Raw genomic sequence first — 26,442 nt, 5'->3', positions numbered from 1 at the left:
CCTTCAAGGAGTCAGGTCAAGAATGTCCTGCAGGCGCTGCACGAGCGTGCTGCATTGCTCGCGCGTGCCGATGCTGATGCGCAGGTACTGTGCGATGCGCGGCTGCCTGAAGTGCCGCACCAGCACCGCACGCTCGCGAAGCAGCGTCGCCAGCTCGGCCGCATCGCGCTGCGGATGGCGTACGAAGATGAAATTGGCCTGCGACGGCAGCACCTCGAAGCCCAGGTCTTCGAGCTGGAGGGCGAGTCCCTCGCGGGTGTCGACGACCTTGTCGCGGGTGCTGCGAAACCAGTCTTCGTCTTCCATCGCGGCCACGGCACCGGCCGAGGCCAGGCGGTCGAGCGGGTACGAGTTGAAGCTGTCCTTCACGCGCACCAGCGCGTCGATCAGATGCGCCTGGCCGCAGGCGAAGCCGACCCGCAGGCCGGCCAGCGAGCGCGACTTGGAAAGGGTCTGCACCACCAGCAGGTTCGGGTACTTGCCGATCAGCGGCAGCGCACTCTCGCCGCCGAAATCGACGTACGCCTCATCGACCAGCACCACGCGATCGGGGCAGGCTTCGAGCAGTTGCTCGATGCGCGCGAGCGGCAGGCCGATGCCGGTCGGCGCATTCGGGTTCGCGATCACGACGCCCGCACAACCCTTGCGGGCACGCTCCGCGAGGGCATCGACGTCGATGCGCAGGCCATCGTCGACCGGCTGCAGCTCGCACGCGATGCCATAGAGCTGTGCATAGACCTTGTAGAAGCTGTAGCTCACGTCGGGCATCAACAGCGGCTCAGCCTGCTGGAAGAATGCGAAGAAGGCGTGCGCAAGCACCTCGTCCGAGCCATTGCCCGCGAACACCTGATCGGCTAGCAGGCCGTGCCGCCGTGCCACCGCTTCGCGCAGCACGAGCGAGGTGGGATCGGGATACAGTTCCAGGCCGTTCTCGGCCGCACGCCGGATGGCCTCGATGGCGAGCGGCGACGGCGGGTACGGGTTCTCGTTGGTGTTGAGCTTGACGAGGTTCGCAATGCGCGGCTGCTCGCCGGGCACATAGGGTTCGAGCGCGCCGATGCGCGGGCTCCAGAAAGCCGGAACGGGATTTGCCATTGAAGTTCTTTTTTCGCTCAGCCCAGCAGGCGAGCCAATGTGAGCAAGGCCAGCAGCACCATCCACATCACGACCGAGCGCCAGACCAGGCCCACCACGCTGCGCAGGTGGCCGGGTTCGGGCTCGCGCCCCGGCGTGCTGCCGCTGTCGATGCGGCGGCCATCGGCCAGCGATTCACCGGCCTGTGCGCGGGGCAGCGGATCGGCAACCGGGATCGGGCTCAGCGAACCACCGCCCAGGCGCACGTTGACCGCACCCGAGGTGGCCGCAAGGATCACGCCGTCGTTCTCGTTGGGAAAGCGCTGCGCGTCATTGCGCCAGCAATCGATCGCTTCCTCGAAGCTGCCGACCACCGCGAAGCCCAGCGCCGTGATGCGTGCGGGCAGCCAGTCGATCGCATGCCAGGCGCGATCCGCAGCCTCTTGCACCGAGACGCTCGACGGTTGCACCGCGGCGCCGTTCTTGTGCGCCCAGTAGCGCGAGACGAACTCGCTCATGCGGTAGAACACCGCGCCCGCCGGCCCGAGGCCGATGGCCGCGACGATCGAGAACCACGCGAGCACGCCGAACACGTGGCGATGCGCGGCGATCACCGAATGCTCGATGACGTGGCGCACGATCTCGCTGCGCGGCAGGTCGGCCGCGTCGACGCCCTGCCAGTGCGCGAGCAGCGAGCGCGCGAGCGGCTCATCGCCTTCGTCGAGCGCATCGCGGATGTCGGTGAAGTGGTGGCTGAACTGCCGGAAGCCCAGCGTGACGTAGAGCACCGCGATGCTCCAGAGCACCGCGAAGGGCAACCCCAGCGTGAGCACGAGCAGCCAGTGCACGCCCAGCGCGCCCAGCGTGGGCACGAACACCGCGAGCCCCCAGGCGATCCATCCGTGATGCGGCTTGCCCGCGTCGAAGTTGCGGCTGGTCCAGCGCGTCCACGCCAGCACCGCGCCATACACGGGGTTGTGCGGGCCCAGCGGCCGCACCTGCTCGATCAGCAGCGCGCACAGGATGGCAAAAAAGCTCATCCTTCGATGATAGCGAGAGCGCCTGGAGATTCAGGCGGGATTCAGGCGCTCAGGAAACGGTAAAGATTGCGCAGCATGCCAGCGGTCGCGCCCCAGACGAAGCGCTCGTCGGCGCCGTCCTGGTAGGGCATCGAGTACCACTGGCGCCGGGTGCCATCGGGCGCGGGCACGGTGTGGTGGCGGTGGTTGGCGGGGTCCATCAGCCACGCGAGCGGCACCTCGAAAGCCTCCGCCACTTCGTAGGGATTGATGGTGAGCTCGAAGTCGGGTTGCACCAGCGCGACCACGGGCGTCACGATGAACGAGGTCACCGTCGTGTAGGTCGGCAGGTTGCCGAGCACTTCGATGTATTGCGCAGAAAGGCCAACCTCTTCCCAGGCCTCGCGCAACGCGGCGGCCGCGATGTTGGCGTCCTCCGGATCGACACGGCCGCCGGGAAACGCAACCTGCCCCGAATGGGTCGACAGGTTCGAGGTGCGCTCTGTCAGCAGCACGGCCGCACCCTGCGGTCGCTGCACGATCGGCACCAGCACCGCGGCCTGCGCGGGAATGCGATCGGTCATTCGCGGTTCGTGGCGCAGCTCGGGCGTCCAGGCAGGCGGCGTGGCGAAACGCGCCCGCAGTGCCTGCGCCGTCAGTTGCGCAGGCGGCACTGCAGGCAATCCCTCGGGTCCGGCCACGAAAGGCACCTGGCGCGGGTCGAACTGCAGCAGTGCGGGCGGCACCACGGCATTGACGGGTTCGACGGAGGTGGCCTGCAGGGGAGCGGATGAGGTGGTCAAGAGATGAAAGGTACCGGAGCCGGATGGAAGAAGTAGAGCGGAAAAATGAAAAGTTGTCTTTGAGCGGGAGCAACAATGCAAAAAGCCGCCAGAGCGGCGGCTTTCTTGCACGAAGGCGAACTGCTTACTTGGCAGCAGCCGTCGACTTGCTCGGCAGCTTTTCCTTGATGCGTGCCGAACGGCCGCTGCGGTCGCGCAGGTAGTACAGCTTGGCGCGGCGCACATCGCCGCGGCGCTTGACTTCGATGCCGGCGATCAGCGGGCTGTAGGTCTGGAACGTACGCTCCACGCCTTCGCCGCTGGAGATCTTGCGCACGGTGAAGCCGCTGTTGAGGCCACGGTTGCGCTTGGCGATCACGACGCCTTCGTAGGCCTGCACGCGCTTGCGGGTGCCTTCGACGACGTTCACGCTGACGATGACCGTGTCACCGGGCATGAAATCGGGGATGGTCTTGCCGAGACGGGCGATTTCTTCCTGCTCGAGGGTCTGGATGAGGTTCATGATTTCCTGATGTTCGATCGTGCCGGGCTACACAAAAGGCGCCTTGGACTTTCGCGGGACAACCGCAAGAAGACCGGGCGCGGCCGGGCAGAGGATCGGGGAACCCGGGATTATAGCTTTTTTTTCAGCGCGGCCTCATCGGCCTTGCCAAGACGCCCCGCCGCCCGGGCCGCATCGATCAGTTCGGGGCGCCGCGCAGCCGTGATGGCCAGTCGCTGGTCGCGCCGCCAGCGCTCAATCTGGGCATGATGGCCCGAGAGCAGCGGCGCCGGCACGCCCTGCCCGTTCCACTGCTCGGGCCGCGTGTAGTGCGGGCAGTCGAGCAGGCCGTCGAGCGCCGGGTTGAAGCTGTCCTGCACGTGGCTGGCCTCGTCGCCGAGCACCCCGGGCTGCAGCCGCGCGACGGCATCCAGCAGCGCCATGGCAGCGATCTCGCCGCCGGAGAGCACGAAATCGCCAAGGCTGACCTGATGGGTGACGCGTGCATCGATGAAACGCTGGTCGATGCCTTCGTAGCGCCCGCAGATCAGCACCGCACCGTCGCTTGCCGACCAGCGCTCGACCGATTCATGGCGCAACGCCTCGCCGATGGGCGAGAACAGCACCACGGGAGCTTGCGCGCCGCGCGCCGCCAGCGCCGCATCGAGGCAGGCCGCAAGCGGCTCCGCCATCATCACCATGCCGGGACCACCGCCGAAGGGGCGATCGTCCACGCGCTTGTAGTTGCCCTGCGCGAAGTCGCGCGGATTCCACAGAACGACCTCGACCTGCTTCGACTCGTAGGCACGGCGCGTCACGCCGCTGGCCATGAAGGGAGCGAACAGTTCGGGGAAGAGCGTGAGGACGTCGAAGCGCATGCGCGCAGGCCTCGGATCAGAAATCGGGTTGCCAGTCGACCGTGATGAGCCGGCCCGGCAGATCGACCTTGTCGACGAAGACCGAGACGAAAGGCACCATCCGTTCGATGGCCTTGCCGTCTTCTTCGGCGGTCAGCACCAGCGTGGTCTGCGGACCGGTGGCGAGCAGCTCGCGCACCGTGCCAAGCACGACGCCTTCGCGATTGACCACCGACAGGCCGATCAGGTCGACCCAGTAGTACTCGTCGTCGCCGGCCGTTGGAAAACTCGAACGCGGCACGAACACGCGCGCACCGCGCAGCGCCTCGGCTGCGTTGCGGTCTGGCACATCGTCGGACGTGGCGACGATGCAGTCGGAATGTTCTTTGGCTTCGCGGATCGCGAGCCGGAAAGCGGCGTTCGCAGCAGCTCCGGGAGCTTGCAGGAACCAGCGCTTGGAAGAAAAAAGCGCCTCGGGCTGGGCGCTATGGGGCAGGACCTTGAACCAGCCCTTGATGCCCCATGCATCGGCGATGCGCCCTACTTCAATCGCATCCGCCGGCAATTCGGCGGTTTCGAGTGCGGGCAGCATCGCCGTGCGGGACGGCTTAGGCCGCCGCCTTGGGAGCCGCGGCAGCGGCTTGCTTGATCAGGCGCAGAACGGTGGGCGAAGCTTGTGCGCCAACGCTCTTCCAGTACGCCAGGCGGTCCTGGGCGATACGGATGCTTTCTTCGTTTTCCTTGGCGGTTGGGTTGTAGAAACCCAGGCGCTCGATGAAACGGCCATCGCGGCGAACGCGCTTGTCCGACACGACGATGTTGAAGAACGGACGGCCTTTGGAGCCGCCGCGGGAGAGTCGAATGACGACCATGATTTATCCTTGGGTGGTCAGCAGGCCTTGTGGATGAAGAAAAGGCCCGCTCACAATGTTCTTCCAGCGTCGAGACACGCGACATGGCCACCCGGCCAGCGACACGCTGAAAAGCCCGCGATTATAGCCCGTCCCGCGTTTTCTCCGAATTCCGGCCTTGCGCCATCCGCTTCCACACGCATGCCCCTCACCATCCGCCCCAGCCACGAAGAAGACATCGCAGCCATCACCTCCATCTACGCCCATCACGTGCTGCACGGCACCGGCACCTTCGAAACAGAGCCGCCTTCACCTGCCGACATGAGCGCGCGCCGTGCCGACGTACTGGGCAAGAACCTGCCGTACCTCGTGGCCGAAGAAGATGGCGAAGTGTTGGGTTTTGCCTACTGCAACTGGTTCAAGCCGCGCCCGGCCTACCGTTTTTCGGCCGAAGACTCGATCTACATGTCGGAGTCAGCACGCGGCAAGGGGCTCGGCGCCAAGCTGCTCGCGGCGCTGTCGCAGGCGGCCGAAGCGGCCGGCGTGCGCAAGCTGATCGCGGTGATCGGCGACTCGACCAATGCAGGCTCGGTCGGCGTGCACCGCAGCCAGGGCTTCACGCACGTGGGCGTGCTGAAAGACTGCGGCTGGAAGTTCGGCGAATGGCGCGACGTCGTATTGATGGAGAAAGTGCTTGGCGAAGGCAGCACCACCCGCCCCGAGTGACACCCGAATGAAAAACAAGACCACCGCCGCCTGGCTCTCCTTCCTCGGCGGCCCGCTGGGTCTGCACCGCTTCTACCTGCGCGGCATGGGCGACTGGCTCGGCTGGCTGCTGCCCATTCCCACGGCACTGGGCATCTACGGCATCGAGCGCGTGCGCATGTACGGCGTGGACGACGGGCTGAGCTGGGCGCTGATCCCGCTGCTGGGCTTCACCATCGCGGGCTGCGCGCTGACGGCCATTGTCTATGGCCTGATGACGCCCGAGAAATGGAACACCCGCTACAACACCGGCGCACCGGCCGACGCCGAACCGGGCCGTACGAACTGGTTCACCATCGGTGCAGTGGTGATGGCCCTTTTCTTCGGCAGCACGATCCTGATGGCCAGCATCGTGTTCAGCTTCCAGCGCTACTTCGAACACCAGATCGAAGAGGGCCGGAAAATCTCCCAGTAGCCGTCAGAACACCTGCAGGCTGATCCAGTAGGCGATTGCGGCGACGAAGGCCGAAGCGGGGATCGTGAAGATCCACGCCCACACGATGTTGCCCGCCACGCCCCAGCGCACCGCGCTCGCACGCTGCGCGGACCCGACGCCGACGATGGCGCCGGTGATGGTGTGCGTGGTCGACACCGGAATGCCCAGCGCCGTCGCCAGGAACAGCGTCAGCGCTCCACCCGTTTCGGCGCAGAAGCCGCCGACGGGCTTGAGCTTGGTGATCTTCTGGCCCATCGTCTTCACGATGCGCCAGCCGCCGAACATGGTGCCCAGCGCGATCGCGGTATAGCAGCTCACGATGGTCCAGGTCGGCGGGCTCGCGTCCCCGGCGTTGGCATAGCCGGTGGCGATCAGCAGCATCCAGATGATGCCGATGGTCTTCTGCGCATCGTTGCCGCCGTGGCCCAGGCTGTAGGCGCCGGCCGAAACCAGCTGGAGCCGCCGGAACCAGCGGTCCACCCGCGAAGGCGTGGCACGCCGGAAGCCCCAGGCGACCAGCACCATCATCATCGAACCCAGCACGAAGCCGAGCAGCGGCGAAACGAAGATGAAAGCCACCGTCTTCCAGATGCCCCCGGCGACCAGTCCGCTGGTGCCGGTCTTGGAAATCACCGCGCCCACGATGCCGCCGATCAGCGCGTGCGACGAGCTGCTCGGGATGCCGTAGTACCAGGTCACGAGGTTCCAGCTGATGGCGCCGACGAGCGCGCCGAACACCACATGCACGTCGACCACTCCCGGCTGGGCAATGCCCTTGCCCACGGTCGCGGCCACGCTCAGGTGGAAGATGAAGATCGCGATCAGGTTGAAGAAGGCCGCGAACACCACGGCCTGCCCCGGCTTGAGCACCCCGGTGGACACCACCGTCGCGATCGAATTGGCGGCGTCGTGGAACCCGTTCATGAAGTCGAACAGGATCGCGAGCACGACCAGCACTATCACCACCCAGAGGGCGACCTGAACCGTTGCCATCGGTCGCTACCCGCTCAGGAATTCTCGAGGACGATGCCCTCGATCACGTTGGCCACGTCCTCGCACTTGTCGGTGATCGTTTCCAGCAGCTCGTAGATCGCCTTGAGCTTGATCACCTCGCGCACGTCGGGCTCCTCGCGGAACAACTTGCTCATGGCGCTGCGCATCACGCGATCGGCGTCCGACTCGAGGCGATCGATTTCCTCGCAGGTCTTCAGCGTGGCCTCGGCCACGGCCGGGTCGGCGATCTTGCCGAGGAACTTGACGGCGTCCTTCAGGCGGTCGCAGCACTTCACGCTCAGGGCCGTGAGGCGCACGATCTCTTCGGTCATGTGGCGCACGTCGTACAGCGCCATGGTCTCGGCAGAGTCCTGAATCAGGTCGGCCACGTCGTCCATCGTGTTGATGAGCTTGTGGATCTGCTCGCGGTCGATGGGCGTGATGAAGGTCTTGTGGATCAGCCGGTTGACGTCGTGCGTCACGCGGTCGGCGGCCCGCTCGGCGTTGTCGACGTCGCGGTTGTACTGCTCGCGCAGGTGCACGTCGTTGTAGTTGGCGACCAGTTGTTCGAACGCGCGCGCTGCCTCGACGATGCGCTCGGCGTGCTGGTTGAACATCTCGAAGAAATTGCCCTCGCGGGGCAGCAGCTTGCCGAACATGGAAACTCCTGGGGTGCGTCAATCACGATTTCATGACGCCTTCATGAAAAACCGGCGAAGTTTAACGGGCGCGCGGGTCCGGTCCGGCCGGACCGGGTTTTCAAAGCCGCTGAAAGGCCCGAAATTCAGGCCGGCAAGCGCAGCACCGGCAGGTGCCAGCCGCCGTAGATGCCACCCAGGCGAAGCGCCACGATCAGCAGCACGCCGGCATGAAAAGCCCAGCGCCGCGGGGTTCCGGCCGCCTGCAGCAGCAGGTAGGCCGCAATGCCCGCAATGGCGGCGGAGCCGTAGATGCCGCTGCTCAGCAGCAGAGGAACGTGGGCGGTGAACACGTCGCGCAGCAGGCCGCCGGCCGCACCGGTCATGGTGCCGACCAGCATCACGATGACGGCCGGCAGGCGCCGCTCTTCGGCCACTTGCGCACCGGTGATGGCGAACAGGCCGAGCCCCAGCGCGTCAGCCACGGCCAGCGCGTGCTCGGGCAGCGGCATCAGGTGTGCCCACGCAATGGTGAACACCGCCGCCGCCAGGATCACGTAGCTGTAGCGGGTGTCGCGAATCCAGAACACCGGGTGGCGGTCGAGCAGCAGGTCGCGCAACGTGCCGCCGCCCACCGCGGTGACCGAAGCGATCACCACCACGCCGAGCCAGTCGAGGCCCGCGTGGCCGGCCGCCAATGCCCCACTGACCGCGAAGACCGCCACACCGGCGAGATCGAGGACGTAGAGCAGCACGGCCTTTGCGTCGTCAGACGATGCGCTTGACCACCTGGCCCGTGACCCGTGCCAGCGCCGCGCGCGGCACCTTGTCGGGCGCGATTTCGGCAAGCGGCTTCAGCACGAAGGCGCGCTCGCGCATGCGAGGGTGCGGCAGGGTCAGTGCCGGCGTGTCGATCACCGAATTGCCGTGCATCAGCAGATCGAGATCGAGCGTGCGCGGCGCATTGGGAAAGGGCCGCTCGCGGCCGGCCAGCGTTTCCAGGCGTTGCAACGCCACGAGAAACTGCTCGGCGTCGAGGCCGGTGCGCACGGCCACCACGGCGTTGATGAAGTCAGGCCCCTCGGCGTCCACCGGCTCGCTGCGATAGAGCGATGATCGGGCAGTGACCTGGGTGCGCTGCAGCGCACCGATCGCGGCCATGGCGGCTTTCACGGCCGCTTCGGCATCGCCCAGATTGGCGCCGATGGCGACGAAAGCCTGTACGGTCGGGTAGTCCTCGCGCGGACCGCGCGGGCGACGAACGGGAGCACCGGCAGGCGCACGGCGCGCGGGCGGGCCGCTCCTGGCACCGGCCGATGAGGACGGCGGCTTGGCGCCAGCACGCGGCGCCGGCGCGGGCTTCTTGCCCGTTGTCTTGGCTGCGGAGCTCTTCTTGCCGTCCTTCGGCCGGTCGGACGTGCTCATTCGCCAGCAGCGTTGCCGCCGCCTCCGCCTCCGCCACCACTACCGCCTGCGGGACGCGGCTTGCGGCGGCGCCGGCGCTTGCGCGGCGCGGCAGCTTCACCATCGGGCGGCACGGCACCGGCTTCGACTTCGACCTCGTCGTCCGACTCGGCATGGTCGTTCAGGCGGGCGGCCGGCTCGTTGCGGGGCCTGGCCGGTGCGGGTGCTGGCGCGGGGTCGCGCACCCGCACGCGCTGGCGCACCTTCTGCTCTTCGCGCACCTGCTCCAGCAGGTCCTGCCGGCGCACGTCGTCGGCGGTGCTGAACTCCTGCCACCACTCGGCAATCGCCTCGCCGACTTCACCCACGTCGGCGCGCAGGCGCATGAAATCGAAGGCGGCGCGGAAGCGCGCCTGCTCGACCAGGCTGTAGGGCGTGGAGCCGGTGCGCTTGTCGAAGCGCGGCTGCATCATCCAGATCTCGCGCATGTCGGCGGCCAGCTTGCCGCGGCCCGAGACATCGCCGATACGCGCGTTGAACACGTCGTCGATGGCGTCCTGCAACGCCGGGAACGGCGGTTGCGCGCGCTGGCCGTGCCGGCCCTCCTGGCGCTGGGCCCAGCCGTCGCGCACGTCGGCCCACAGCACGCAGGCCAGCAGGAAGCTGGGCGCCACGGGCTTGCCTTCGCCGACGCGGCGGTCGGTGTCCTGCAGGGCAGCCTTCACGAAGGGCTGGTCGGCGCGCTCGACGACCACGTCGAGCAGCGGGTAGATGCCGCGGGCCAGGCCGAGCTTGTTCAGTTGCTCGACCGTCGCAACGGCGTGGCCGGTCTGCAGCAGCTTGAGCATCTCGTCGAACAGGCGGCTCTGCGGCACGTCGGCCAGCAGCTTGCTCGATTCGACCAGCGGAGCCGCCGTCTTGGTTTCTATCTTGAAGCCCAGCGCGGCGAGCTTGGCCGAGAAGCGGATGGCACGAATGATGCGCACCGGGTCTTCGCGGTAGCGCGTGGCCGGGTCGCCGATCATGCGCAGCGTGAGCTTCTGGGCGTCCTTGATGCCGTTGTGATAGTCGACCACGACCTGGTTGGCCGGGTCGTAGTACATGGCGTTCACGGTGAAGTCGCGGCGTGCCGCGTCTTCATCCTGCGGGCCCCAGACGTTGTCGCGCAGCACCCGGCCACTGGCGTCCACCGCGTGCTTCATGCTCGCGAGCTCGCCCTTGCTGGTTCGCTCATTGCCCGCGACCTGCTCGGCGGCGGCGTTGTCCATGTAGGCGCGGAAGGTCGAGACCTCGATCACCTCGTGCTCGCGCCCACGGCCGTACACCACGTGCACGATGCGAAAGCGCCGCCCGATGATGAAGGCGCGGCGGAACAGCGACTTGACCTGCTCGGGCGTGGCGTTGGTGGCCACGTCGAAGTCTTTCGGTCGCAGCCCCAGCAGCAGGTCGCGCACCGCGCCGCCCACCACGTAGGCCTCGTAGCCGGCCTGCTGCAGCGTGGTGACCACGTTCTTCGCGCGTTCGTCGACCAGGGCCGGATCGATCTTGTGAACCTCTGCCGGCACCTCCTGGCGCTTGCCGAAGCGGCTCTTGCCCTGTGCGCTGCCGGCGTTCTTGCCGAGCAGCTTGTCGATGAATTTCTTGATCATTGTTGGTTGAAAGCCTTGTTCGCTCTTTATTCGTTCTCGAGCATGGAGCGGATCAGTGGAATGGTGATCGCGCGTTGCGTCTGCAGGGCATAGCCGTCGAGCTGCGTGAGCAGTTCCATCAGGCTGCCGAGGTCGCGGCTGAAGCGGTGCAGCATGTAGTCGAGCACTTCGTCGGACAACATCACGCCGCGCGCGTCGGCGGCCTGGCGCAGCACCGCGCGGCGTTCGCTTTCGCTCAGCACCTGCAAGTGGAACACGTGGCCCCAGCCGAGGCGGGTGCGCAGGTCTTCGCGCAGCGGCAGGTCGGCCGGCGGCAGGGCGCCGGCGGCGACCACGCCGCGCTGCAGGGTCTGGGCGTTGACAAACCAGTTGAAGGCCGCGTGCTGCTGCACGGCGGTATAGAGGTGGACGTCGTCGAGCAGCACGGCGCCCCAGCGCTCGTCGAACTCGGGCGGCTCCAGCAGACCGGCGTGCAGCCAGCCCACGCTGGCGCCCTGCTCGCGCAGTGCGACACGCACCGATTCGAGCAGATGGGTCTTGCCGCTGCCGCCTTCGCCCCACAGATAGGTGGGCACCGGCGAGTGCAGCGCAGGGCTGCCGGCGCCGCCCACCCACACTTGCAGGTGCCGCAGCGCCGCCTCGTTGGGGCCGGCAAAAAAGGCGTCGAAGCTGGGGCCCGTCGCAATGCCGATATCGAGCGCGAGCTGTTTCATCCCGGGAAGGTTCATGGAGGGGGCCGCGAGGGCCCTTAAAATCGTGAGGAATTCTATCGGCCCGGCCAACATGGTTACCGGAGCCGCCTTCCGCTCCTACTCTCCGCATCCTTTCGCGTCCCTCCCGACCTCGACCACCCATGACCTCCTCCACGCCCACCCCGCTCAGCTACAAGGACGCCGGTGTCGACATCGATGCCGGCGACGCGCTGATCGACCGCATCAAGCCGCTGGCCAAGAAAACCCTGCGCGAGGGCGTGCTGGCCGGCATCGGCGGCTTCGGCGCCCTGTTCGAGGTGCCCAAGCGCTACAAGGAGCCGGTGCTGGTGAGCGGCACCGACGGCGTGGGCACCAAGCTCAAGCTGGCTTTCGAATGGAACATGCACGATACGGTCGGCATCGACCTCGTGGCCATGAGCGTCAACGACGTGCTGGTGCAGGGCGCCGAGCCCCTGTTCTTCCTCGACTACTTCGCCTGCGGCAAGCTCGAAGTCGACACGGCCGCGGCCGTCATCGGCGGCATCGCGCGCGGCTGCGAGCTGTCGGGTTGCGCCCTCATCGGAGGCGAAACCGCCGAAATGCCCGGCATGTACCCGGCCGGCGAATACGACCTCGCGGGCTTCGCGGTCGGCGCGGTCGAGAAGTCGAAGATCCTCACGGGCCAGAACGTCAAGCCCGGCGACGTGGTGCTGGGCCTGGCCTCGGCCGGCGTGCATTCCAACGGTTTCAGCCTCGTGCGCAAGGTGATCGAGCGTGCCGGCGCCGATTTGCCCGCCACGCTCGACGGCAAGCCCTTCCGCGAAGCCGTGATGGAACCTACCCACCTCTACGTGAAGCCGGTGCTCGAGGCGCTGGCCAAGCACCCGATCAAGGCGCTGGCCCACATCACCGGCGGCGGCCTGCTCGAGAACATCCCGCGCGTGCTGCCCGAAGGCACGGCCGCCCACCTCAAGAAGGGCAGCTGGCCGCAGACGGAGCTGTTCGCCTGGCTGCAGAAGGTGGCCGGTATCGACGACATCGAGATGAACCGCACCTTCAATAACGGCATCGGCATGGTCGTGGTGATCGATGCGGCAGAAGCCGCCGCCTGCGCCGCCACGCTGCGCGCCGCCGGCGAATCGGTGCACGAGATCGGCGTGATCGCCGCGCGCGGCGAAGGCGCCGCGGTGGTCGTCGGCTGAGCGGCGGCCGCACCTTCCACTTTCCCGAACAGAGCGCCTGACACCCCCGGATGGCCAAGAAGCCGCAACCCGTCACCACCGCCGTTCCGACGGTCCCCATCCACCGCGCCACAGCCTCGCGCGGCGTGACGATCGCAAGCTACCTGCTGATGCTGGGAACGCTGATGCTGGTGATGTGGGAGCACCTGCTGCCAGGATTGCTCTGCGTGTGCATCGGCTTCCTGGCCACGCGGTGGTTCGCGCGGCTGCTGGCTGGCGACACGCGGCGCATTCCGGCACCCAGCAGCCAGCGCACCAATGGCTGGGCCGGCGTGCTGGCCGTCGTCCTCGTGCTGGTGGGGCCGATTGCGCTGATCACGCTGCTGCTGTCGCAAGCCCGCGAATACATCGTCGACGCGCCCGACCAGTACCGCGAGCTGCTCGACTACACGGCGCGCACGGTGCTCGAGCTGCGCTCCAAGCTGCCGGTCGAGATCGCGGTCTACCTGCCCGAAGGCGCCGCCGAGATCCAGCGCGTGATCGCCAACTACCTGCGCGCGCAGGCCGGTTCGCTGGCCGTCGCCGGGCGCGCCTGGCTGCACGGCATCCTGTTTTCGTACGTGGGCCTGATCGTGGGCAGCCTGGCCGCCGTGTCGCACGCGCCGCTGCGCCGGCTGCCGCTGGCCGAGCAGCTGCACCAGCGCGTGCAGACCTTCGGCGAGGCCTTCGGCCAGATCGTGGCGGCCCAGTTCTGGATCGCGGCCTTCAACACGCTGCTGACCGCCATCTTCCTGCTGTTCGTCATGCCGCTGTGGGGCGCGCACCTGCCGTATACGCCGGCGCTCATCACCCTCACCTTCCTGGCCGGGCTGGTGCCGATCGTGGGCAACCTGGTCTGCAACTCGGTGATCACGCTGGTGGGTCTTTCGGTGTCGCCGGTCACGGCACTGGCCTGCCTGATCTTCCTGATCGTGATCCACAAGGCCGAGTACGTCATCAACGCCAAGGTGGTCGGCGCGCGCACGCAGATGAGCGTGTGGGAGCTGCTGGCCGTGATGTTCGTGGCCGAGGCGGTGTTCGGTCCGGCCGGGCTGGTGGCGGCGCCGCTGTATTACGCGTACCTGAAGAAAGAGCTGCAGGCGGCGGCGCTGGTCTGAAAAGACGGCGCCTGACGATGTCCTGATCTGATCGATTCTGGTCCGCCCCCGAACGGACCATGGGCTGGCAACGCACAAGAATAGGCGGCATCATCCATTCCGCCCTTGCGAGCCACCACCATGAAAACCTGTCTGATTGTGATTGACGCCCAGGCGTCGTTTCGCCAGCGCCCCTACTGGGACGAACGCCAGGCCGCTCCCTACCTCGCCGCGCAGAACGCGCTCATCGCAGGTTGCGCCGCCGCCGGCACGCCGATCGTGCGGGTCTTCCACGTCGACGAACCAGCCGACGCGAGCAATCCCTTCGCGGTCGAATCGGGCCACATCCGGCCCATCGAAGGCCTGGCTGATTTCGAGGCCGCGGCCACCTTCACCAAGCACCGGCACAGCGCGCTGGTCAACAGCGGACTCGACATCTGGCTCACGCAGAACGGCATCGGCCGGCTCATCGTGAGCGGTATCCGTACCGAACAGTGCTGCGAAACCACCACGCGCCACGCCTCGGACCTGGGCTGGGAAGTCGACTACGTGACCGACGCCACCCTGACCTTCGACATGACCCAGCCCGACGGCCGGCCGCTGGCCGCCGCCGACATCAAGGCGCGCACCGCCACCGTGCTGCACGGCCGGTTCGCGACGGTCTGCAGCGTGGCGCAGGCGCTGGAACGCGCCGGCGCGAAGGCGAGCGCATGAGCCTGCGCGTTCTGATCCTGGCCTACGACGGCGTCGAGGCACTCGACTTCGCCGGCCCCTTCGAGGTGTTCACCACCGCCAGCCGCGTCAGCCAACGGATGCAGCCCGGCACGGCCGCGCCGTTCGAGGTGGCCTCGGTCGCACAGGCATCGCCCGTGCAGGCGCGCGCGGGCCTTCGCCTGCTGGCCGACCACACGCTCGAAGGCAGCCCGAAAGCCGACGTATTGATCGTTCCCGGCGGCGTGGTCGATGTGCCGATGGCCTGCCCCGACACCTTGCGCTGGATCGCGGAAAGCGCAGCCGGCGCGCAGCTCGTGGCATCGGTCTGCACCGGTGCCTTCCTGCTCGCGAAGAGCGGCGTGGTCACGTACCAAGCGGTCACTACGCACTGGGAAGACATCGCCGACCTGCGCACGCAGTTTCCACGACTCGACGTGCGCGAAAGCGTGCGCTGGGTCGACAGCGGCCGCATCGTCAGCTCGGCCGGCATCAGCGCGGGCATCGACATGAGCCTGCACCTGGTCGAACGCCTCGCCGGACGCGAACTGGCCGAGCGCACCGCGCGCCAGATGGACTACGCATGGACCCACAACAGCAGCAACAGCCCATCCGCGTAGTCTTCGCGCTCCTGCCCGGCAGCCTGGTGCTCGACTGGGCCGGGCCGGCCGAGGCCCTGCGCATCGCCAACCAGCGGCTGCGCGCAATGGGCCAGCCTGAGCGCTTCACGATCGAGTTCGCGAGCCCCCGGCCCGATTCCCTCAGCTCGGTCGGCGTTGCGCTCACCGGGCTGGCGTCGCTGCCCACGCGGTGGGACAGCCCGGCCTGGGTGGTGCTGGTCGGCCTGCCCGGGAACAGCATCGCCATCGACAACCCCGAGGCGCAAGACCTGTTGCACTGGCTGCGCGGCCTGCGCTTCGAGCGCGGCCGGCTGGAGCTGGTGACGATCTGCGCCGGCGCCGTGCTCGCGGCGCATGCCGGCGCGCTCGCGGGCCGACGCGCCACCACACACCACCATCACCTGGACGAACTGCGCACGGCGGAGCCACGCTGCGACGTGGTGGCCAACCGCGTCTTCGTGATCGACCCGCCGCTCTACAGCAGCGCGGGCGTCACGACCGGCATCGACCTCGTGCTGCACCGCATCGGCGAGATCTGCGGCGAAGCCCTCGCGGCTCAGGTGGCGCAGACCATGGTGGTGGCGCTGCGGCGCGGCCCGAACGATCCGGAGCTGTCGCCCTTTCTCGCCTACCGCAACCACCTGCACGCCGCGCTGCACCGGGTGCAGGACGCGGTCAGCGAACAGCCTCAGGCCGAGTGGAGCGTGCCGCGCATGGCGGAGGTGGCGCACACCTCGGCGCGGCATCTCACGCGCCTGTTCGTCGAGCATGCGGGCGTGGCACCACTGGCGTACCTGCGCCGGCTGCGGCTGGCGGCCGCGCAACTGGCACTGGCTTCGGGTGCGAACGTCACGCGAGCGGCGGAACTGTCGGGCTTCGGCTCCGATACGCAACTGCGTCGCGCGTGGCACCAGTTCGGCTTGCCGGGTTCGCCGTCCGAGGCGAATGCACCGCTGAAAACCTGACGGGTGTTCGAGATGCGCCCGGGGCGCTCAGTGCCAGACGCCCGCAGGCGCGGGACCGGGCACGCGCAGCAGCTTGTCGTCGCCGATCTCCAGCAGGCGGTTGGCCGCATAGCTGTTCTGCGAATCGGGCTCCAGCGCGGCGCTGACCAAGGGCGACAGCGGCTGCGCCAGCGACACATAGAAGCTGCCCGGCGGCATCACGGCACGCCCCATCCTTGGCCGCACGCGGAAGGCGCGGATCGCCTCGCCGTCCTCGATGGCGCCGCGCGCGTCCTGGCGCTGGCCGTCGCTCTGCGACAGGATCTCGTAGCGCTCGACCTGCCACGGCGCGGCGCTGTCGATGCGCTCGACGCGCACGCCCAGCATCTGCAGGCGCTGCACGGCCACCGTTTCACTGGCCGCCAGCAGATAGCCGCACGGGCGCGGACGCGCATTGGCGACCTTCAGCGGCTCGGCCGCGCGCCACTCGACATCGACCGCTTTTTCTTCCCCGGTCTTCTCGTCGAGAAAGTCCAGGCGCTGGCGCGTCGTCGTCTGCCAGGCCTCGACCACGAGGTCTCCGTGGCAGGCGTCGGCCTTGGCGCGCTGGCCGGCCTGCGCGGTGAGTTGCATCAGCGCCGGGCCCTGGCGCGCCGCCGTCTCGATGACGGTGGTGGCGGCCAGCACCTGCGTGTACACACGACGGGCGAAATGCGCGCGGCCCAGCCCCACGCCCCGCACTTCCAGCAGCAGGCTCACGGCCTGGTGCAGGCCGCTCACATTGCGGCCGGTGTCGGGCTGCACGCCGCCCATCGAGACGGTGCGGTCGGCGCTCTTGCCGCCGGAAGTGGTGTGGTACTTGAAGCCCTGCAGCCCAGCCTGCGTGAACGCGGCCTGGATGGCGTCGATGTAGTCGCGCTGCGCGCTCGCGGCAATGGCGGCGTCGAGGTTGCCCACGGTGGCGGGCTGCAGCAGGCCGTCGTACTTCATGACCGCGCCGAACTTGTCGATCCAGCGACCGCCGACGGTGAACTCGTGCAGGTCGAGCACCACCTGCGGCCGAAAGCGCAGGGTGGCGGCCGCGATCGAGCGGGCCTCGGGCGTGCGCAGCAACAGGTGGTCGCGATTCACGTCGACGCCGTTGGCGGTGACGCGGGTGAAATGCTCCGCGCCATCAGGGTTGCCGCGCGGCAGCAGCACGAGGTTCACCTTCTGCAGCAGCGCCGCGCCCGGCCCGCTGGCGAACTGCTGCGCCAGGGCCAGCACCGCTTCGCCGCCGGCTGGCTCGTTGCCGTGTTGCTGGCCGATCACCATGACGGTGGGCCGCGCAGGATCGACGCGCCCCTGGTCGGCAAGCAGCACCAGCGGCATCTCGCGCCCCTGTTGCGACACGCCCAGGCGTTCGACGCGCACATTCGGCGACTGGCGCGCCAGGTCATCGAGAAAGGCCAGCACCTCGGCGTGCGAAGCGAAATCGGTGCGGCCGGCGCGAAAGCCCGGCGTGGCGTAGCTCACGGGCGGATCGGGAAAGCGCGCCGCGATGGCCGGCGGTTCGACCCACATCTTGGCAGGATCGAACTGGGCACAGGCCGATGCGGCCGACAGCAGGGTCAGGCCAAGGATGCACAGGAAACGGAAGGGAGGGGTGCGGCGCATGGCGCGCATTTTCCTCTCGCCCAGGCTGCCGCAGCTTCGGCAACCGTTCAGTTCAGGGTGCACGCCCGCGCACGTGCCAGCAGGAGCGCCCGTTCGCGCGTGTTGCGGGTGAGCGAAGCCGCGCGATCGAATTCCTTGCGCGCCTCGTCGAGGCGGCCGAGCTTGAAGAGCAGGTCGCCGCGCACGGTCGGCAGCAGGTGGTAGCCCTTGAGGGCGGGCTCGTCCACGAGCGCATCGACCACCTCGAGCCCCGCGGCCGGCCCGAAGGCTATCGACAGCGCCACCGCGCGGTTGAGCTCGACGATGGGCGACGGCGTGAGCTCGGCCAGCGCGTCGTAGAGCGCGGCGATGCGGCCCCAGTCGGTTTCGTCGGCGGTGCGCGCGCGGCCGTGGCAGGCGGCGATGGTGGCCTGCAGCGCATAAGGGCCGAGCGCGCCGCCGAGCGACTCGGCGCGCGCGAGCGCCGCGAGGCCGCGGCGGATCAGCATCTGGTCCCAGCGCGCCCGGTTCTGTTCGAGCAGCAGTACCGGTTCGCCCGAGGCACCCACGCGCGCGGCGGTGCGGGAGGCCTGGATTTCCATCAGCGCCACGAGCCCGTGCACCTCGGATTCTCCGGGCACCAGCTCGGCCACGATGCGACCCAGGCGCATCGCCTCGTCGCACAACGCCGGACGCATCCAGTCGTCGCCGGCGGTGGCCGAATAGCCTTCGTTGAAGATCAGGTAGAGCACTTCGAGCACCGAGGCGAGCCGTGCCTCGAGCTCATGCCGGCGCGGCACCTCGAAAGGCACGCGCGCCTCGGCCAGTGTGCGCTTGGCGCGCACGATGCGCTGCGCCACGGTGGCTTCGGGCACGAGGAAGGCGCGAGCGATCTCGTCGGTGGTGAGGCCGCCCATCAGCCGCAGCGTGAGCGCCACGCGCGCTTCGGTCGACAGCACCGGGTGGCAGGCGGTGAACACGAGGCGCAGCAGGTCGTCGCCGATGTCGTCGTCCAGCGCGGCATCGACCGCTTCGGCGAAGTCGGCTTGGGCCATCTCGTGCTGTGCGTCGAGTTCGCGGCCGATCTCGCCGGCCTTGCGTTCGGCCAGCTGCAGGTGGCGCAGGCGGTCGAGGGCGCGGCGCTTGGCCACTGCCGTGAGCCAGGCCGCCGGGTTGTCGGGCACGCCCGATTCGCTCCATTGCTCGAGGGCCGAGACCAGCGCGTCCTGGGCCAGCTCTTCGGCCAGCCCCACGTCGCGCACCATGCGCGCGACAGTGGCGATGATCTTCGCGGACTCGATGCGCCATACCGCCTCGATGGTGCGGCGGATGGCAGCGGTGTCCGCGCGGCCCTCGCCGTGGCTCATGCGCCGGTCTTCTTCACCGTCTGCATCGACGTGAATTCGGTGGCCACGGCCTGCACGTCGGCCGGGAAATCGCCGATCTCCTGGATCTGGCGCACCTCGATGACCTCATTGTCGCTGCCGGGGCAGCGGCTGGCCCATTCGATGGCGGCGGCGCGCGAGGGCACGTCGATGATCCAGAAGCCGCCGAGCACTTCCTTCGCTTCGGCGAAGGGGCCGTCGACCACGGTGGGCTTGCGGTCCTTGAAGCTCACGCGCGCGCCCATCGAGGGTGGATGCAGGCCGTCGCAGCTGATCAGCACGCCGGCTTTCTGCAGCGACTCGTTGTAGGCCATCATGGCCGACACCGCCTCGACGTCGTCGGGCATGGTGCCGGGCGCGGCGGTTTCGTAGCCGTGGGGAATCATCAGCAGCATGAATCGCATGGCAGGTCTCCTTCGGTCCGGTTGCGGTTGCTTCAGTTGCCGGCCTTGGCGCGGGCTTCAGTCTCGGCCCGCAGGCGGTCTTCCTGGGCGAGCAGTTCGGGCGTCATCGCGTCGCCGAAATCGGCCGCCTCGAACACCTGGCGGATCTCGATCTCGCCTTCCTGGAACGGGCTGCGCTTGATCCATTCGATGGCTTCTTCCTTCGACTTGACCTGGAACAGCCAGAAGCCGGCCAGCAGCTCCTTGGTTTCGGCAAACGGTCCGTCGATGACGGTGCGCTTGGTCGGGCCCTCGAAGCGTACGCGCACGCCCTTGGAGCTGGGGTGCAGCCCTTCGCCGGCCAGCAGCACACCGGCCTTGACCAGTTCCTCGTTGAACTTGCCCATGGCGGTGAGTATTTCGGTGCTGGGCATCACGCCGGCTTCGGAATCGGCGTTGGCCTTGACCAGAATCATGAATCGCATGTCGTTTCTCCTGAAGGTTGATGAGCTTGGGAGCGGCTCGATGGAATTTGCCTGCTCCTGTTCACACGTCGGACGAGCAGAAGACGGATCGACACGCTCGCGTCGATCTATTTGTAATTTTGTGTTTCAGAAATTCGAGACTTCAGGACAGGTAGCCGCAGAAGCGCAGCACATGCCCGTCGGGCTCGCGGATCGCGAATTCACGCAGGCCCCAGGGCTGGGAGACCGGCGGCTCGATGACCGTCACGCCGCGCTTCACGTAGGCGGCATGCAGGCCGTCGATGTCCTTGCCCACGTGGATCACGATTTCGCCGCGCCAAGGTTTGGCCTCGCGCGCGTTGCACTGCCACAGCCGCAGGTAGACCGGGTCGCCGTAGCTGCGGTCGCCCTTCTTCACGCGGGCATAGCTGGGCGGCTCCCCCGCGATGAAATCGAGCTCGAAGCCCAGCACGTCGCGAAACCACCGCGCGGCGCGCGAGACATCCGACACCGGCAGCACCGGCTGAACGCCATGGAATTCATGCAGGGTGCCCAGATCGGGCGCCGGGCTCACACCTGCCTTCGCGTCCATTTCAATTGGCCGTGCGGCGAAGGGTGGCGACGCGCTCGGCGATCGCGTCGATGTCGAGGGCGTCCTCGGCCTTCGCCAGGTAGGTTTCCAGGTCGCGCACGGCCTGCGTCGTGTTGCCCTGTTCGGCGTGCGCGACGCCGCGGTCGCGGTACTCGCCCCAGGCGCTGGGCAGCAGCGCGATCAGGCGGTCCTGCACGGCGATGACGCGCTGCCAGTCTTCCTGCGCGTGGTGCACTTCCTTCAGGTTGCGCAGCATGCGGGCGATGATTTCGCGCGGGCTGGCAGGCTGCAGGTACAGGCCCAGCGGCACGTCGAAATCACCGACGAGGCCGTTGCTGCGCTTGTAGGGCTCGAGCCGTTCACCCAGCTCCTCGCGCGACAGCGACTTGCCGGTGAAAGGGTCGATCACCACCTGCCCCTTGGGCAGCGTCACCTTGAGCATGAAATGCCCCGGAAAGCCGATGCCGCGCGCCTGCAGGCCCAGGCCCTGCGCCAGTTCCATCCACAGCACGGCCAGCGAGATCGGAATGCCGCGGCGGGTGCGCAGCACGGCGTTCAGGTAGCTGTTGTCGGGGTCGTAGTAGTCGTTGACGTTGCCGCCGAAGCTCAGGTCGTTGAAGAAGAACTGGTTCAGGGCGCGCAGGCGGGCCAGTGGCGCAGCGTCGGCCGGCAGGCGGCGCTTGAGGCGGGCGAGGAGCTGGTCGACATCGCCCAGCACCTGCTGGACGTCGAGCTCGGGGTATTCGTCCTGCGCCAGGCTGGCGGCCGCTTCGAGCAGCGGAAAGTGATCGTCGCTGCAGACCAGCGATTCGAAATACTCCAGTGCGGTGGGAACCTGAAAGCTGAACGTCATGTGTCTTTGTAGAGGAGCCCGTCAGGGGCGTCAAGGCGGGACACGTGCGGATTGCGGCGCCCGCGCGCGGGGGTTCAGCGGCGAACGAAGCTGCGCAGCCGCACACCCACCGCCGCCAGCACGGCGAAATAGAGCAGCGCGGCGCCGGCGATCAGCGCGGCGAGCAGGCCGATGCGCAGCAGGCGCTGATCGCGCAGGGCGATCCAGTCGAAATGCGCCGAGCCCCAGACCAGCAGGCCCGCCAGCACCAGCGTGCCGGCCAGCACCTGCAGCGCGAACTTGGCCCAGCCCGGCTCGGGCTTGTAGCTGCCGCGGCGCACCAGGCCGACCAGCAGCCAGGTCGAATTGACCAGCGCGCCGATGGCGATGGTCAGGGTCAGCGCTGCGTGCTGCAGCACCGGCACCAGGAAGATGTTGAGGATCTGCGTCAGCACCAGCACGCCCACGGCGATGAGCATCGGCGTGCGCGTGTCGTGCTTGGCGTAGTAGCCGGGCGCCAGCACCTTCACGGCCACGATGCCGACCAGCCCGACGCCATAGCCCATCAGCGCCAGGGTGGTGCGGCCCACGTCCTCGCCCGAGTAGGCGCCGTTGTGGAAGAGCACCGCCACCAGCGGTTTTGCGAACAGCAGCAAGGCGACCGCGCACGGCGCCGACAGCAGTACCACGAGGCGCAGGCCCCAGTCGAGCAGCGAGGAATAGCGCGCGTCGTCCTTGGCGGCGCGAGCGCCGGCCAGCTGCGGCATCAGCACCACGCCCAGCGCCACGCCGAGCATCGCGGTGGGAAACTCCATCAGCCGGTCTGCGTTGGTGATCCAGGTGACGCTGCCCACCGCCAGGTGGGAGGCGATCTGCGTGTTGATGAGCAGCGATATCTGCGCCACGCTCACGCCCAGCAGCGCGGGCAGCATCAGCCTGAGCACCTTGCGCGTGTTCGGGTCGGTCCAGGCGGTGCGCAGCGCCCGAAGGCTGGTTCCCAGGCGCGGCATCAACCCCAGCTTGCGCAGTGCCGGAATCTGCAGCGCAAGCTGCAGCACGCCCCCCGCCATCACGCCCACGCACTGTGCATAGATCGGCTCGATGCCCCAGTGCCGGAAAAGCGGCGCCCCGACCAGGATCGACAGGATCAGCGCCACGTTGAGCAGCACCGGCGAGGCCGCCGGCACCGCGAACCTGCGCCAGGTGTTGAGAATGCCGCCCGCCAGCGCCACCAGCGACATGAAGCCGATGTACGGGAACATCCAGCGCGTCATGACGATGGCGGCATCGAAGCCGGGCAGACCGCTGGCCATGGCCCAGACCAGCAGCGGCGCGCCGGCCACGCCTGCCACGCAGACGATCGCCAGCGTCCAGGTCAGCAGCGTGGCGACGTGGTCGATGAGCTGCCTGGCGCCCTCTTCCCCGTCTTCGGCCTTGCGCGCGGCCAGCACCGGCACGAAGGCCTGGCTGAAGGCGCCTTCACCGAAGACCCGCCGGAACAGGTTGGGGATGCGGAATGCGACGTTGAACGCGTCGGTCAGCGCGCTGACGCCGAAAACCGAGGCAAACAGCACGTCGCGCACGAGGCCCGTGATCCGCGAGGCGAGGGTCAGCAGGGAGACGGTGGAGGCGGATTTGAGCAGGGACACGGGGGCCGAGTGTAGGGCCCGCCAAACCCCTGAAACGGGCCGATTCGGCGGAAAAGGCAACCCGGCCTATAATCGAGGGCTTTGCTGCATCATCCTCAGACACCTAAGGAACATTAAATATGGCATCCGCCAAGCCCAAGAAGAAGAACCCGCGCCTCGCCTCCGGCCGTAAGCGCGTCCGCCAGGACACCAAGCTCAACGCTGCGAACACCTCGCTGCGCTCCAAATACCGTACCGCTGTCAAGAACGTCGAAAAGGCTGTTCTGGCTGGCGACAAGACCAAGGCAAGCGAACTGTTCGCGAAGGCCCAGAGCATCGTCGACACCGTCGCCGACAAGGGCATCTTCCACAAGAACAAGGCCGCCCGCGACAAGAGCCGCCTGTCGGCCAAGGTCAAGGCCCTCGCCCTCGCGCCTGAAAAGGCCGCCGCCTGACACCTGTCAGGCAAGCCCGGACCGGAATCCTCCGGTCCGCCGTTTGATCGGGGTGCGCTGCAGCAAAGTGTAAAAAACCGCCTTCGGGCGGTTTTTTCATGCCCGGTTGATTCATGAAGCCAGGCGACGGACAAGAAAAAAGGCCGGTCAGGCCTTTGGGGGTGGGGTGTCGGGAACCAGACAGGCTTCGGCGACCTGCAGATCGTTGTCTTTGGCGAAGTTCACGCAGAAATCCCATGCCATCGGCTCCGCGTCGCGCAGCGCTCGGTTCACGACCACGCACTTCACGCCATTGATGGTCGTCGGCACGCACCAGGGCGAATAGCTCAGGTAGCTGCCCGGAAAAGCGCCGCCGGGGCGAAAAGAGCTCATGACGCCGGCCAGGCGCTCGGCCCAATCGCTCGGGCGAAAGGTCCGGCCATCCTTGGTAATTCCCTGGATGAAGATTTCTTTGGCAGTGGAGGAAATCATCGTTGAATGAGGCGACCGGAGCAGGTGCTGCGGTGCAGCAAGCGATTCTATCCGCGGCACTTTTTGCATCCTGAACACGGGGCATTGCTGTAATGCGCAATCCTCAACGAAGCCGTCAAACCGCACGCCTAGAATCCGCGTTCCCTATCTGGAGAACCCGAATGAGCGCTACCGCCCAGCCCACCTCGCCCCACGTCATGAACACCTACGGTCGCCTGCCGATCGCGCTGTCGCACGGCCAGGGCTGCCGAGTCTGGGACACCACGGGCAAGGCCTACATCGACGGCCTCGGCGGCATCGCAGTGAACACCCTGGGCCACAACCACCCCGAGCTGGTGCCCGCCCTGCAGGACCAGCTGACCAAGCTGATCCACAGCTCCAACTACTACCACGTGACCGGCCAGGAGCAGCTCGCCACCAAGCTGACCGAAATCTCCGGCCTCACCAACGCATTCTTCTGCTGCACCGGCCTCGAGGCCAACGAAGCCGCCCTCAAGTTGGCCCGCAAGTTCGGCCATGACAAGGGCATCGAGCGCCCCGAGATCGTCGTCTACGAAGCCGCCTTCCACGGCCGCAGCATCGCCACCCTCTCGGCCACCGGCAATCCCAAGGTGCAGGCCGGCTTCGGCCCGCTGGTCGAGGGCTTCATCCGCGTGCCGCTGAACGACATCGAGGCACTGAAGAAGGCCACCGAAGGCAACCCCAACGTGGTGGCCGTGTTCTTCGAAACCATCCAGGGCGAAGGCGGCATCAACCCGATGCGCTGGGAATACCTCAAGCAGGTGCGCGCCCTGTGCGACGAGCGCGACTGGCTCATGATGATCGACGAGGTGCAGTGCGGCATGGGCCGTACCGGCAAGTGGTTCGCCCACCAGTGGGCGGGCATCAAGCCCGACGTCATGCCGCTGGCCAAGGGCCTGGGCTCGGGCGTGCCGATCGGCGCCGTGGTGGCCGGCCCCAAGGCCGCCAACATCTTCGGGCCCGGCAACCACGGCACCACGTTCGGGGGCAACCCGCTCGCGATGCGCGCCGGCATCGAGACCATCCGCATCATGGAAGAGCACAAGCTGCTCGAGAACGCCGCCAACGTGGGCGGGCACCTCAAGGCCGCGCTGGAGCGCGAAATCGGAGGCCTGCCGGGCGTGAAGGAAATCCGCGGCCAGGGCCTGATGCTCGGCATCGAACTCGACCGGCCCTGCGGCGTGATCCTGAACCGCGCCTGCGACGCCGGCCTTCTGCTGAGCGTGACGGCCGACAAGGTGATCCGCCTCGTGCCGCCGCTCATCCTGACCACGGCCGAAGCCGACGAGATCGTCGCCATCCTCGCGCCCATCGTGAAAACCTTCCTGTCGGAGCCTGCAGCGCAATGACGACCGCCGCCACGCCCAACGCCATCCGCCACTACCTGCAGTTCTCGGACTTCACGGCCGACGAATATGCCTACCTCTTCGATCGCATGGCGATCATCAAGAAGAAGTTCAAGACCTACGAGAAGCACCAGCCGCTGGTCGACCGCACGCTGGCCATGATCTTCGAGAAGGCCAGCACGCGCACCCGCGTGAGCTTCGAGGCCGGCATGTACCAACTCGGCGGCAGCGTGGTGCACCTGACCACCGGCGACAGCCAGCTGGGCCGCGCCGAACCCATCGAGGACAGCGCCAAGGTGATCAGCCGCATGGTCGACCTCGTGATGATCCGCACGTACGAGCAGACCAAGATCGACGCCTTCGCCGCGCACTCGCGCGTTCCGGTCATCAACGGCCTGACCAACGAGTTCCACCCCTGCCAGATCCTTGCGGACATCTTCACCTACATCGAGCACCGCGGTTCACGCGACGCCGGCGGCGACGCACTTTCCTGCCTCAAGGGCAAGACCGTGGCCTGGGTGGGCGACGGCAACAACATGGCCAACACCTGGCTGCAGGCGGCCGAGATCCTGGGCTTCACCGTGCATGTGAGCACGCCCAGCGGCTACGAGGTCGACCAGTCGATCGCGGGCATTCGCTCGGGCGACAGCTACAAGGTCTTCCAGGACCCGATGGAAGCCTGCCGCGGCGCCGACCTCGTCACCACCGACGTCTGGACCAGCATGGGCTACGAGGCCGAGAACGAGGCGCGCCGCAAGGCCTTTGCAGACTGGTGCGTCGACGAGGACATGATGCGCATCGCGCAGCCCGACGCCCTCTTCATGCACTGCCTGCCCGCGCACCGCGGCGAGGAAGTGCAGGCTGAAGTGATCGACGGGCCGCAGTCGGTGGTGTGGGACGAGGCCGAGAACCGGCTGCATGCGCAGAAGGCGCTGATGGAGTTCCTGCTCCTCGGGCGCCTGTAGGCGCCAGCGTC

The 26,442-nt window shown here is 67.6% G+C and carries 31 protein-coding genes; 10 read left to right on the top strand and 21 right to left on the bottom strand.

What is annotated here, in order from left to right; genetic code table 11:
* Positions 1 to 3 precede the first annotated feature (3 nt).
* The 7 genes from hisC to rpsP form a co-directional block, all read right to left on the bottom strand.
* Positions 4 to 1,095, bottom strand: coding sequence for a histidinol-phosphate transaminase (gene hisC, locus ASD05_RS02195; protein WP_056586975.1), 1,092 nt, complete (start codon positions 1,093 to 1,095; stop codon positions 4 to 6).
* Positions 1,096 to 1,112: 17 nt separating this feature from the next.
* Positions 1,113 to 2,114 carry a CobD/CbiB family protein gene (locus ASD05_RS02190; RefSeq protein ID WP_007831297.1) on the bottom strand — a complete coding sequence of 334 codons (1,002 nt, stop codon included), beginning with the start codon at positions 2,112 to 2,114 and terminating at the stop codon, positions 1,113 to 1,115.
* 41 nt (positions 2,115 to 2,155) lie between these two features.
* Positions 2,156 to 2,896, bottom strand: a complete 741-nt coding sequence (locus tag ASD05_RS02185) for a CoA pyrophosphatase (protein WP_056586972.1) — start codon at positions 2,894 to 2,896, stop codon at positions 2,156 to 2,158.
* A 124-nt stretch (positions 2,897 to 3,020) separates the two neighbouring features.
* Positions 3,021 to 3,398 carry a 50S ribosomal protein L19 gene (rplS, locus tag ASD05_RS02180; protein ID WP_007831302.1) on the bottom strand — a complete coding sequence of 126 codons (378 nt, stop codon included), beginning with the start codon at positions 3,396 to 3,398 and terminating at the stop codon, positions 3,021 to 3,023.
* Positions 3,399 to 3,508: 110 nt separating this feature from the next.
* On the bottom strand, positions 3,509 to 4,255 hold the full coding sequence (trmD, locus tag ASD05_RS02175; protein WP_056586969.1) for a tRNA (guanosine(37)-N1)-methyltransferase TrmD: 747 nt from the start codon (positions 4,253 to 4,255) through the stop codon (positions 3,509 to 3,511).
* Positions 4,256 to 4,271: 16 nt separating this feature from the next.
* Positions 4,272 to 4,826, bottom strand: coding sequence for a ribosome maturation factor RimM (gene rimM / locus ASD05_RS02170; protein WP_056586966.1), 555 nt, complete (start codon positions 4,824 to 4,826; stop codon positions 4,272 to 4,274).
* Between the two features lie 16 nt (positions 4,827 to 4,842).
* A complete protein-coding gene (rpsP, locus tag ASD05_RS02165) occupies positions 4,843 to 5,106 on the bottom strand; it encodes a 30S ribosomal protein S16 (protein ID WP_007831311.1) in 264 nt (87 codons plus the stop codon).
* Positions 5,107 to 5,286: 180 nt separating this feature from the next.
* Between rpsP and ASD05_RS02160 the strand changes: the two genes are divergently transcribed.
* Positions 5,287 to 5,811 carry a GNAT family N-acetyltransferase gene (locus ASD05_RS02160; RefSeq protein ID WP_056586963.1) on the top strand — a complete coding sequence of 175 codons (525 nt, stop codon included), beginning with the start codon at positions 5,287 to 5,289 and terminating at the stop codon, positions 5,809 to 5,811.
* A gap of 7 nt (positions 5,812 to 5,818) precedes the next feature.
* Positions 5,819 to 6,265, top strand: coding sequence for a TM2 domain-containing protein (locus ASD05_RS02155; RefSeq protein WP_056586960.1), 447 nt, complete (start codon positions 5,819 to 5,821; stop codon positions 6,263 to 6,265).
* Between the two features lie 3 nt (positions 6,266 to 6,268).
* Here the strand turns inward: ASD05_RS02155 and ASD05_RS02150 are convergent, their stop codons facing one another.
* The 6 genes from ASD05_RS02150 to hda form a co-directional block, all read right to left on the bottom strand.
* Positions 6,269 to 7,279: an inorganic phosphate transporter gene (locus ASD05_RS02150; protein ID WP_056586956.1), complete on the bottom strand. Its 1,011-nt coding sequence runs from the start codon at positions 7,277 to 7,279 to the stop codon at positions 6,269 to 6,271.
* A gap of 14 nt (positions 7,280 to 7,293) precedes the next feature.
* A complete protein-coding gene (locus ASD05_RS02145) occupies positions 7,294 to 7,938 on the bottom strand; it encodes a DUF47 domain-containing protein (protein WP_007831315.1) in 645 nt (214 codons plus the stop codon).
* Between the two features lie 125 nt (positions 7,939 to 8,063).
* Positions 8,064 to 8,672, bottom strand: a complete 609-nt coding sequence (locus ASD05_RS02140) for a trimeric intracellular cation channel family protein (RefSeq protein ID WP_056586953.1) — start codon at positions 8,670 to 8,672, stop codon at positions 8,064 to 8,066.
* Between the two features lie 13 nt (positions 8,673 to 8,685).
* Entirely contained in the window at positions 8,686 to 9,342 is a 657-nt protein-coding gene (gene folK / locus ASD05_RS02135) for a 2-amino-4-hydroxy-6-hydroxymethyldihydropteridine diphosphokinase (protein WP_082571937.1), read from the bottom strand.
* Complete coding sequence (gene pcnB, locus ASD05_RS02130) at positions 9,339 to 10,970, bottom strand: polynucleotide adenylyltransferase PcnB (protein ID WP_056586949.1); 1,632 nt, start codon at positions 10,968 to 10,970, stop codon at positions 9,339 to 9,341. Before pcnB ends, folK begins: the two co-directional genes overlap by 4 nt.
* A 26-nt stretch (positions 10,971 to 10,996) precedes the next feature.
* Positions 10,997 to 11,683 (bottom strand): DnaA regulatory inactivator Hda, encoded by a 687-nt coding sequence (gene hda / locus ASD05_RS02125; protein ID WP_235505650.1) that lies wholly within the window; start codon positions 11,681 to 11,683, stop codon positions 10,997 to 10,999.
* Positions 11,684 to 11,823: 140 nt separating this feature from the next.
* Between hda and purM the strand changes: the two genes are divergently transcribed.
* The 5 genes from purM to ASD05_RS02100 all read left to right on the top strand — a co-directional run bounded on the left by purM (position 11,824) and on the right by ASD05_RS02100 (position 16,275).
* Complete coding sequence (gene purM / locus ASD05_RS02120) at positions 11,824 to 12,864, top strand: phosphoribosylformylglycinamidine cyclo-ligase (protein ID WP_056586946.1); 1,041 nt, start codon at positions 11,824 to 11,826, stop codon at positions 12,862 to 12,864.
* 50 nt (positions 12,865 to 12,914) lie between these two features.
* A complete protein-coding gene (locus ASD05_RS02115) occupies positions 12,915 to 14,000 on the top strand; it encodes an AI-2E family transporter (RefSeq protein ID WP_200955374.1) in 1,086 nt (361 codons plus the stop codon).
* 120 nt (positions 14,001 to 14,120) lie between these two features.
* Positions 14,121 to 14,693: a cysteine hydrolase family protein gene (locus tag ASD05_RS02110; RefSeq protein WP_056586943.1), complete on the top strand. Its 573-nt coding sequence runs from the start codon at positions 14,121 to 14,123 to the stop codon at positions 14,691 to 14,693.
* Positions 14,690 to 15,310 (top strand): DJ-1/PfpI family protein, encoded by a 621-nt coding sequence (locus ASD05_RS02105; protein WP_056586940.1) that lies wholly within the window; start codon positions 14,690 to 14,692, stop codon positions 15,308 to 15,310. Before ASD05_RS02110 ends, ASD05_RS02105 begins: the two co-directional genes overlap by 4 nt.
* Positions 15,274 to 16,275, top strand: coding sequence for a GlxA family transcriptional regulator (locus ASD05_RS02100; RefSeq protein ID WP_056586937.1), 1,002 nt, complete (start codon positions 15,274 to 15,276; stop codon positions 16,273 to 16,275). Before ASD05_RS02105 ends, ASD05_RS02100 begins: the two co-directional genes overlap by 37 nt.
* Positions 16,276 to 16,302: 27 nt before the next feature.
* Here the strand turns inward: ASD05_RS02100 and ASD05_RS02095 are convergent, their stop codons facing one another.
* From ASD05_RS02095 to murJ, 7 genes are all read right to left on the bottom strand, one after another.
* Positions 16,303 to 17,910: a M14 family metallocarboxypeptidase gene (locus tag ASD05_RS02095; protein WP_162248878.1), complete on the bottom strand. Its 1,608-nt coding sequence runs from the start codon at positions 17,908 to 17,910 to the stop codon at positions 16,303 to 16,305.
* A 47-nt stretch (positions 17,911 to 17,957) separates the two neighbouring features.
* Positions 17,958 to 19,256 (bottom strand): RNA polymerase sigma factor, encoded by a 1,299-nt coding sequence (locus ASD05_RS02090; protein ID WP_056586931.1) that lies wholly within the window; start codon positions 19,254 to 19,256, stop codon positions 17,958 to 17,960.
* Positions 19,253 to 19,678: a YciI family protein gene (locus ASD05_RS02085; RefSeq protein WP_056586928.1), complete on the bottom strand. Its 426-nt coding sequence runs from the start codon at positions 19,676 to 19,678 to the stop codon at positions 19,253 to 19,255. The genes ASD05_RS02090 and ASD05_RS02085 overlap by 4 nt, the downstream gene beginning before the upstream one ends.
* 32 nt (positions 19,679 to 19,710) lie before the next feature.
* On the bottom strand, positions 19,711 to 20,142 hold the full coding sequence (locus ASD05_RS02080; RefSeq protein ID WP_056586925.1) for a YciI family protein: 432 nt from the start codon (positions 20,140 to 20,142) through the stop codon (positions 19,711 to 19,713).
* Between the two features lie 142 nt (positions 20,143 to 20,284).
* Entirely contained in the window at positions 20,285 to 20,713 is a 429-nt protein-coding gene (locus tag ASD05_RS02075; RefSeq protein ID WP_056586922.1) for a bleomycin resistance protein, read from the bottom strand.
* A gap of 1 nt (position 20,714) precedes the next feature.
* A complete protein-coding gene (locus tag ASD05_RS02070; protein ID WP_007831342.1) occupies positions 20,715 to 21,566 on the bottom strand; it encodes a SirB1 family protein in 852 nt (283 codons plus the stop codon).
* 74 nt (positions 21,567 to 21,640) lie between these two features.
* Entirely contained in the window at positions 21,641 to 23,194 is a 1,554-nt protein-coding gene (gene murJ / locus ASD05_RS02065) for a murein biosynthesis integral membrane protein MurJ (protein ID WP_056586918.1), read from the bottom strand.
* 119 nt (positions 23,195 to 23,313) lie between these two features.
* Between murJ and rpsT the strand changes: the two genes are divergently transcribed.
* Positions 23,314 to 23,628: a 30S ribosomal protein S20 gene (rpsT, locus tag ASD05_RS02060; RefSeq protein WP_007831346.1), complete on the top strand. Its 315-nt coding sequence runs from the start codon at positions 23,314 to 23,316 to the stop codon at positions 23,626 to 23,628.
* A gap of 147 nt (positions 23,629 to 23,775) precedes the next feature.
* Here the strand turns inward: rpsT and ASD05_RS02055 are convergent, their stop codons facing one another.
* Positions 23,776 to 24,099 carry a DUF3579 domain-containing protein gene (locus ASD05_RS02055; RefSeq protein ID WP_007831348.1) on the bottom strand — a complete coding sequence of 108 codons (324 nt, stop codon included), beginning with the start codon at positions 24,097 to 24,099 and terminating at the stop codon, positions 23,776 to 23,778.
* Positions 24,100 to 24,260: 161 nt separating this feature from the next.
* Here ASD05_RS02055 and ASD05_RS02050 point away from each other — a divergent pair, with 161 nt between their 5' ends.
* Together ASD05_RS02050 and argF are read left to right on the top strand one after the other, a co-directional pair.
* The gene (locus tag ASD05_RS02050; RefSeq protein WP_056586915.1) at positions 24,261 to 25,469 is read left to right on the top strand and encodes an aspartate aminotransferase family protein; all 1,209 of its coding nucleotides are present in this window, start codon (positions 24,261 to 24,263) and stop codon (positions 25,467 to 25,469) included.
* A complete protein-coding gene (gene argF / locus ASD05_RS02045; RefSeq protein ID WP_056510143.1) occupies positions 25,466 to 26,431 on the top strand; it encodes an ornithine carbamoyltransferase in 966 nt (321 codons plus the stop codon). The genes ASD05_RS02050 and argF overlap by 4 nt, the downstream gene beginning before the upstream one ends.
* Positions 26,432 to 26,442 lie beyond the last annotated feature (11 nt).

The organism is Variovorax sp. Root434 (genome assembly GCF_001426595.1).
GTDB lineage: Bacteria > Pseudomonadota > Gammaproteobacteria > Burkholderiales > Burkholderiaceae_C > Variovorax.
This window is presented reverse-complemented; position numbering and strand designations above follow the sequence as displayed.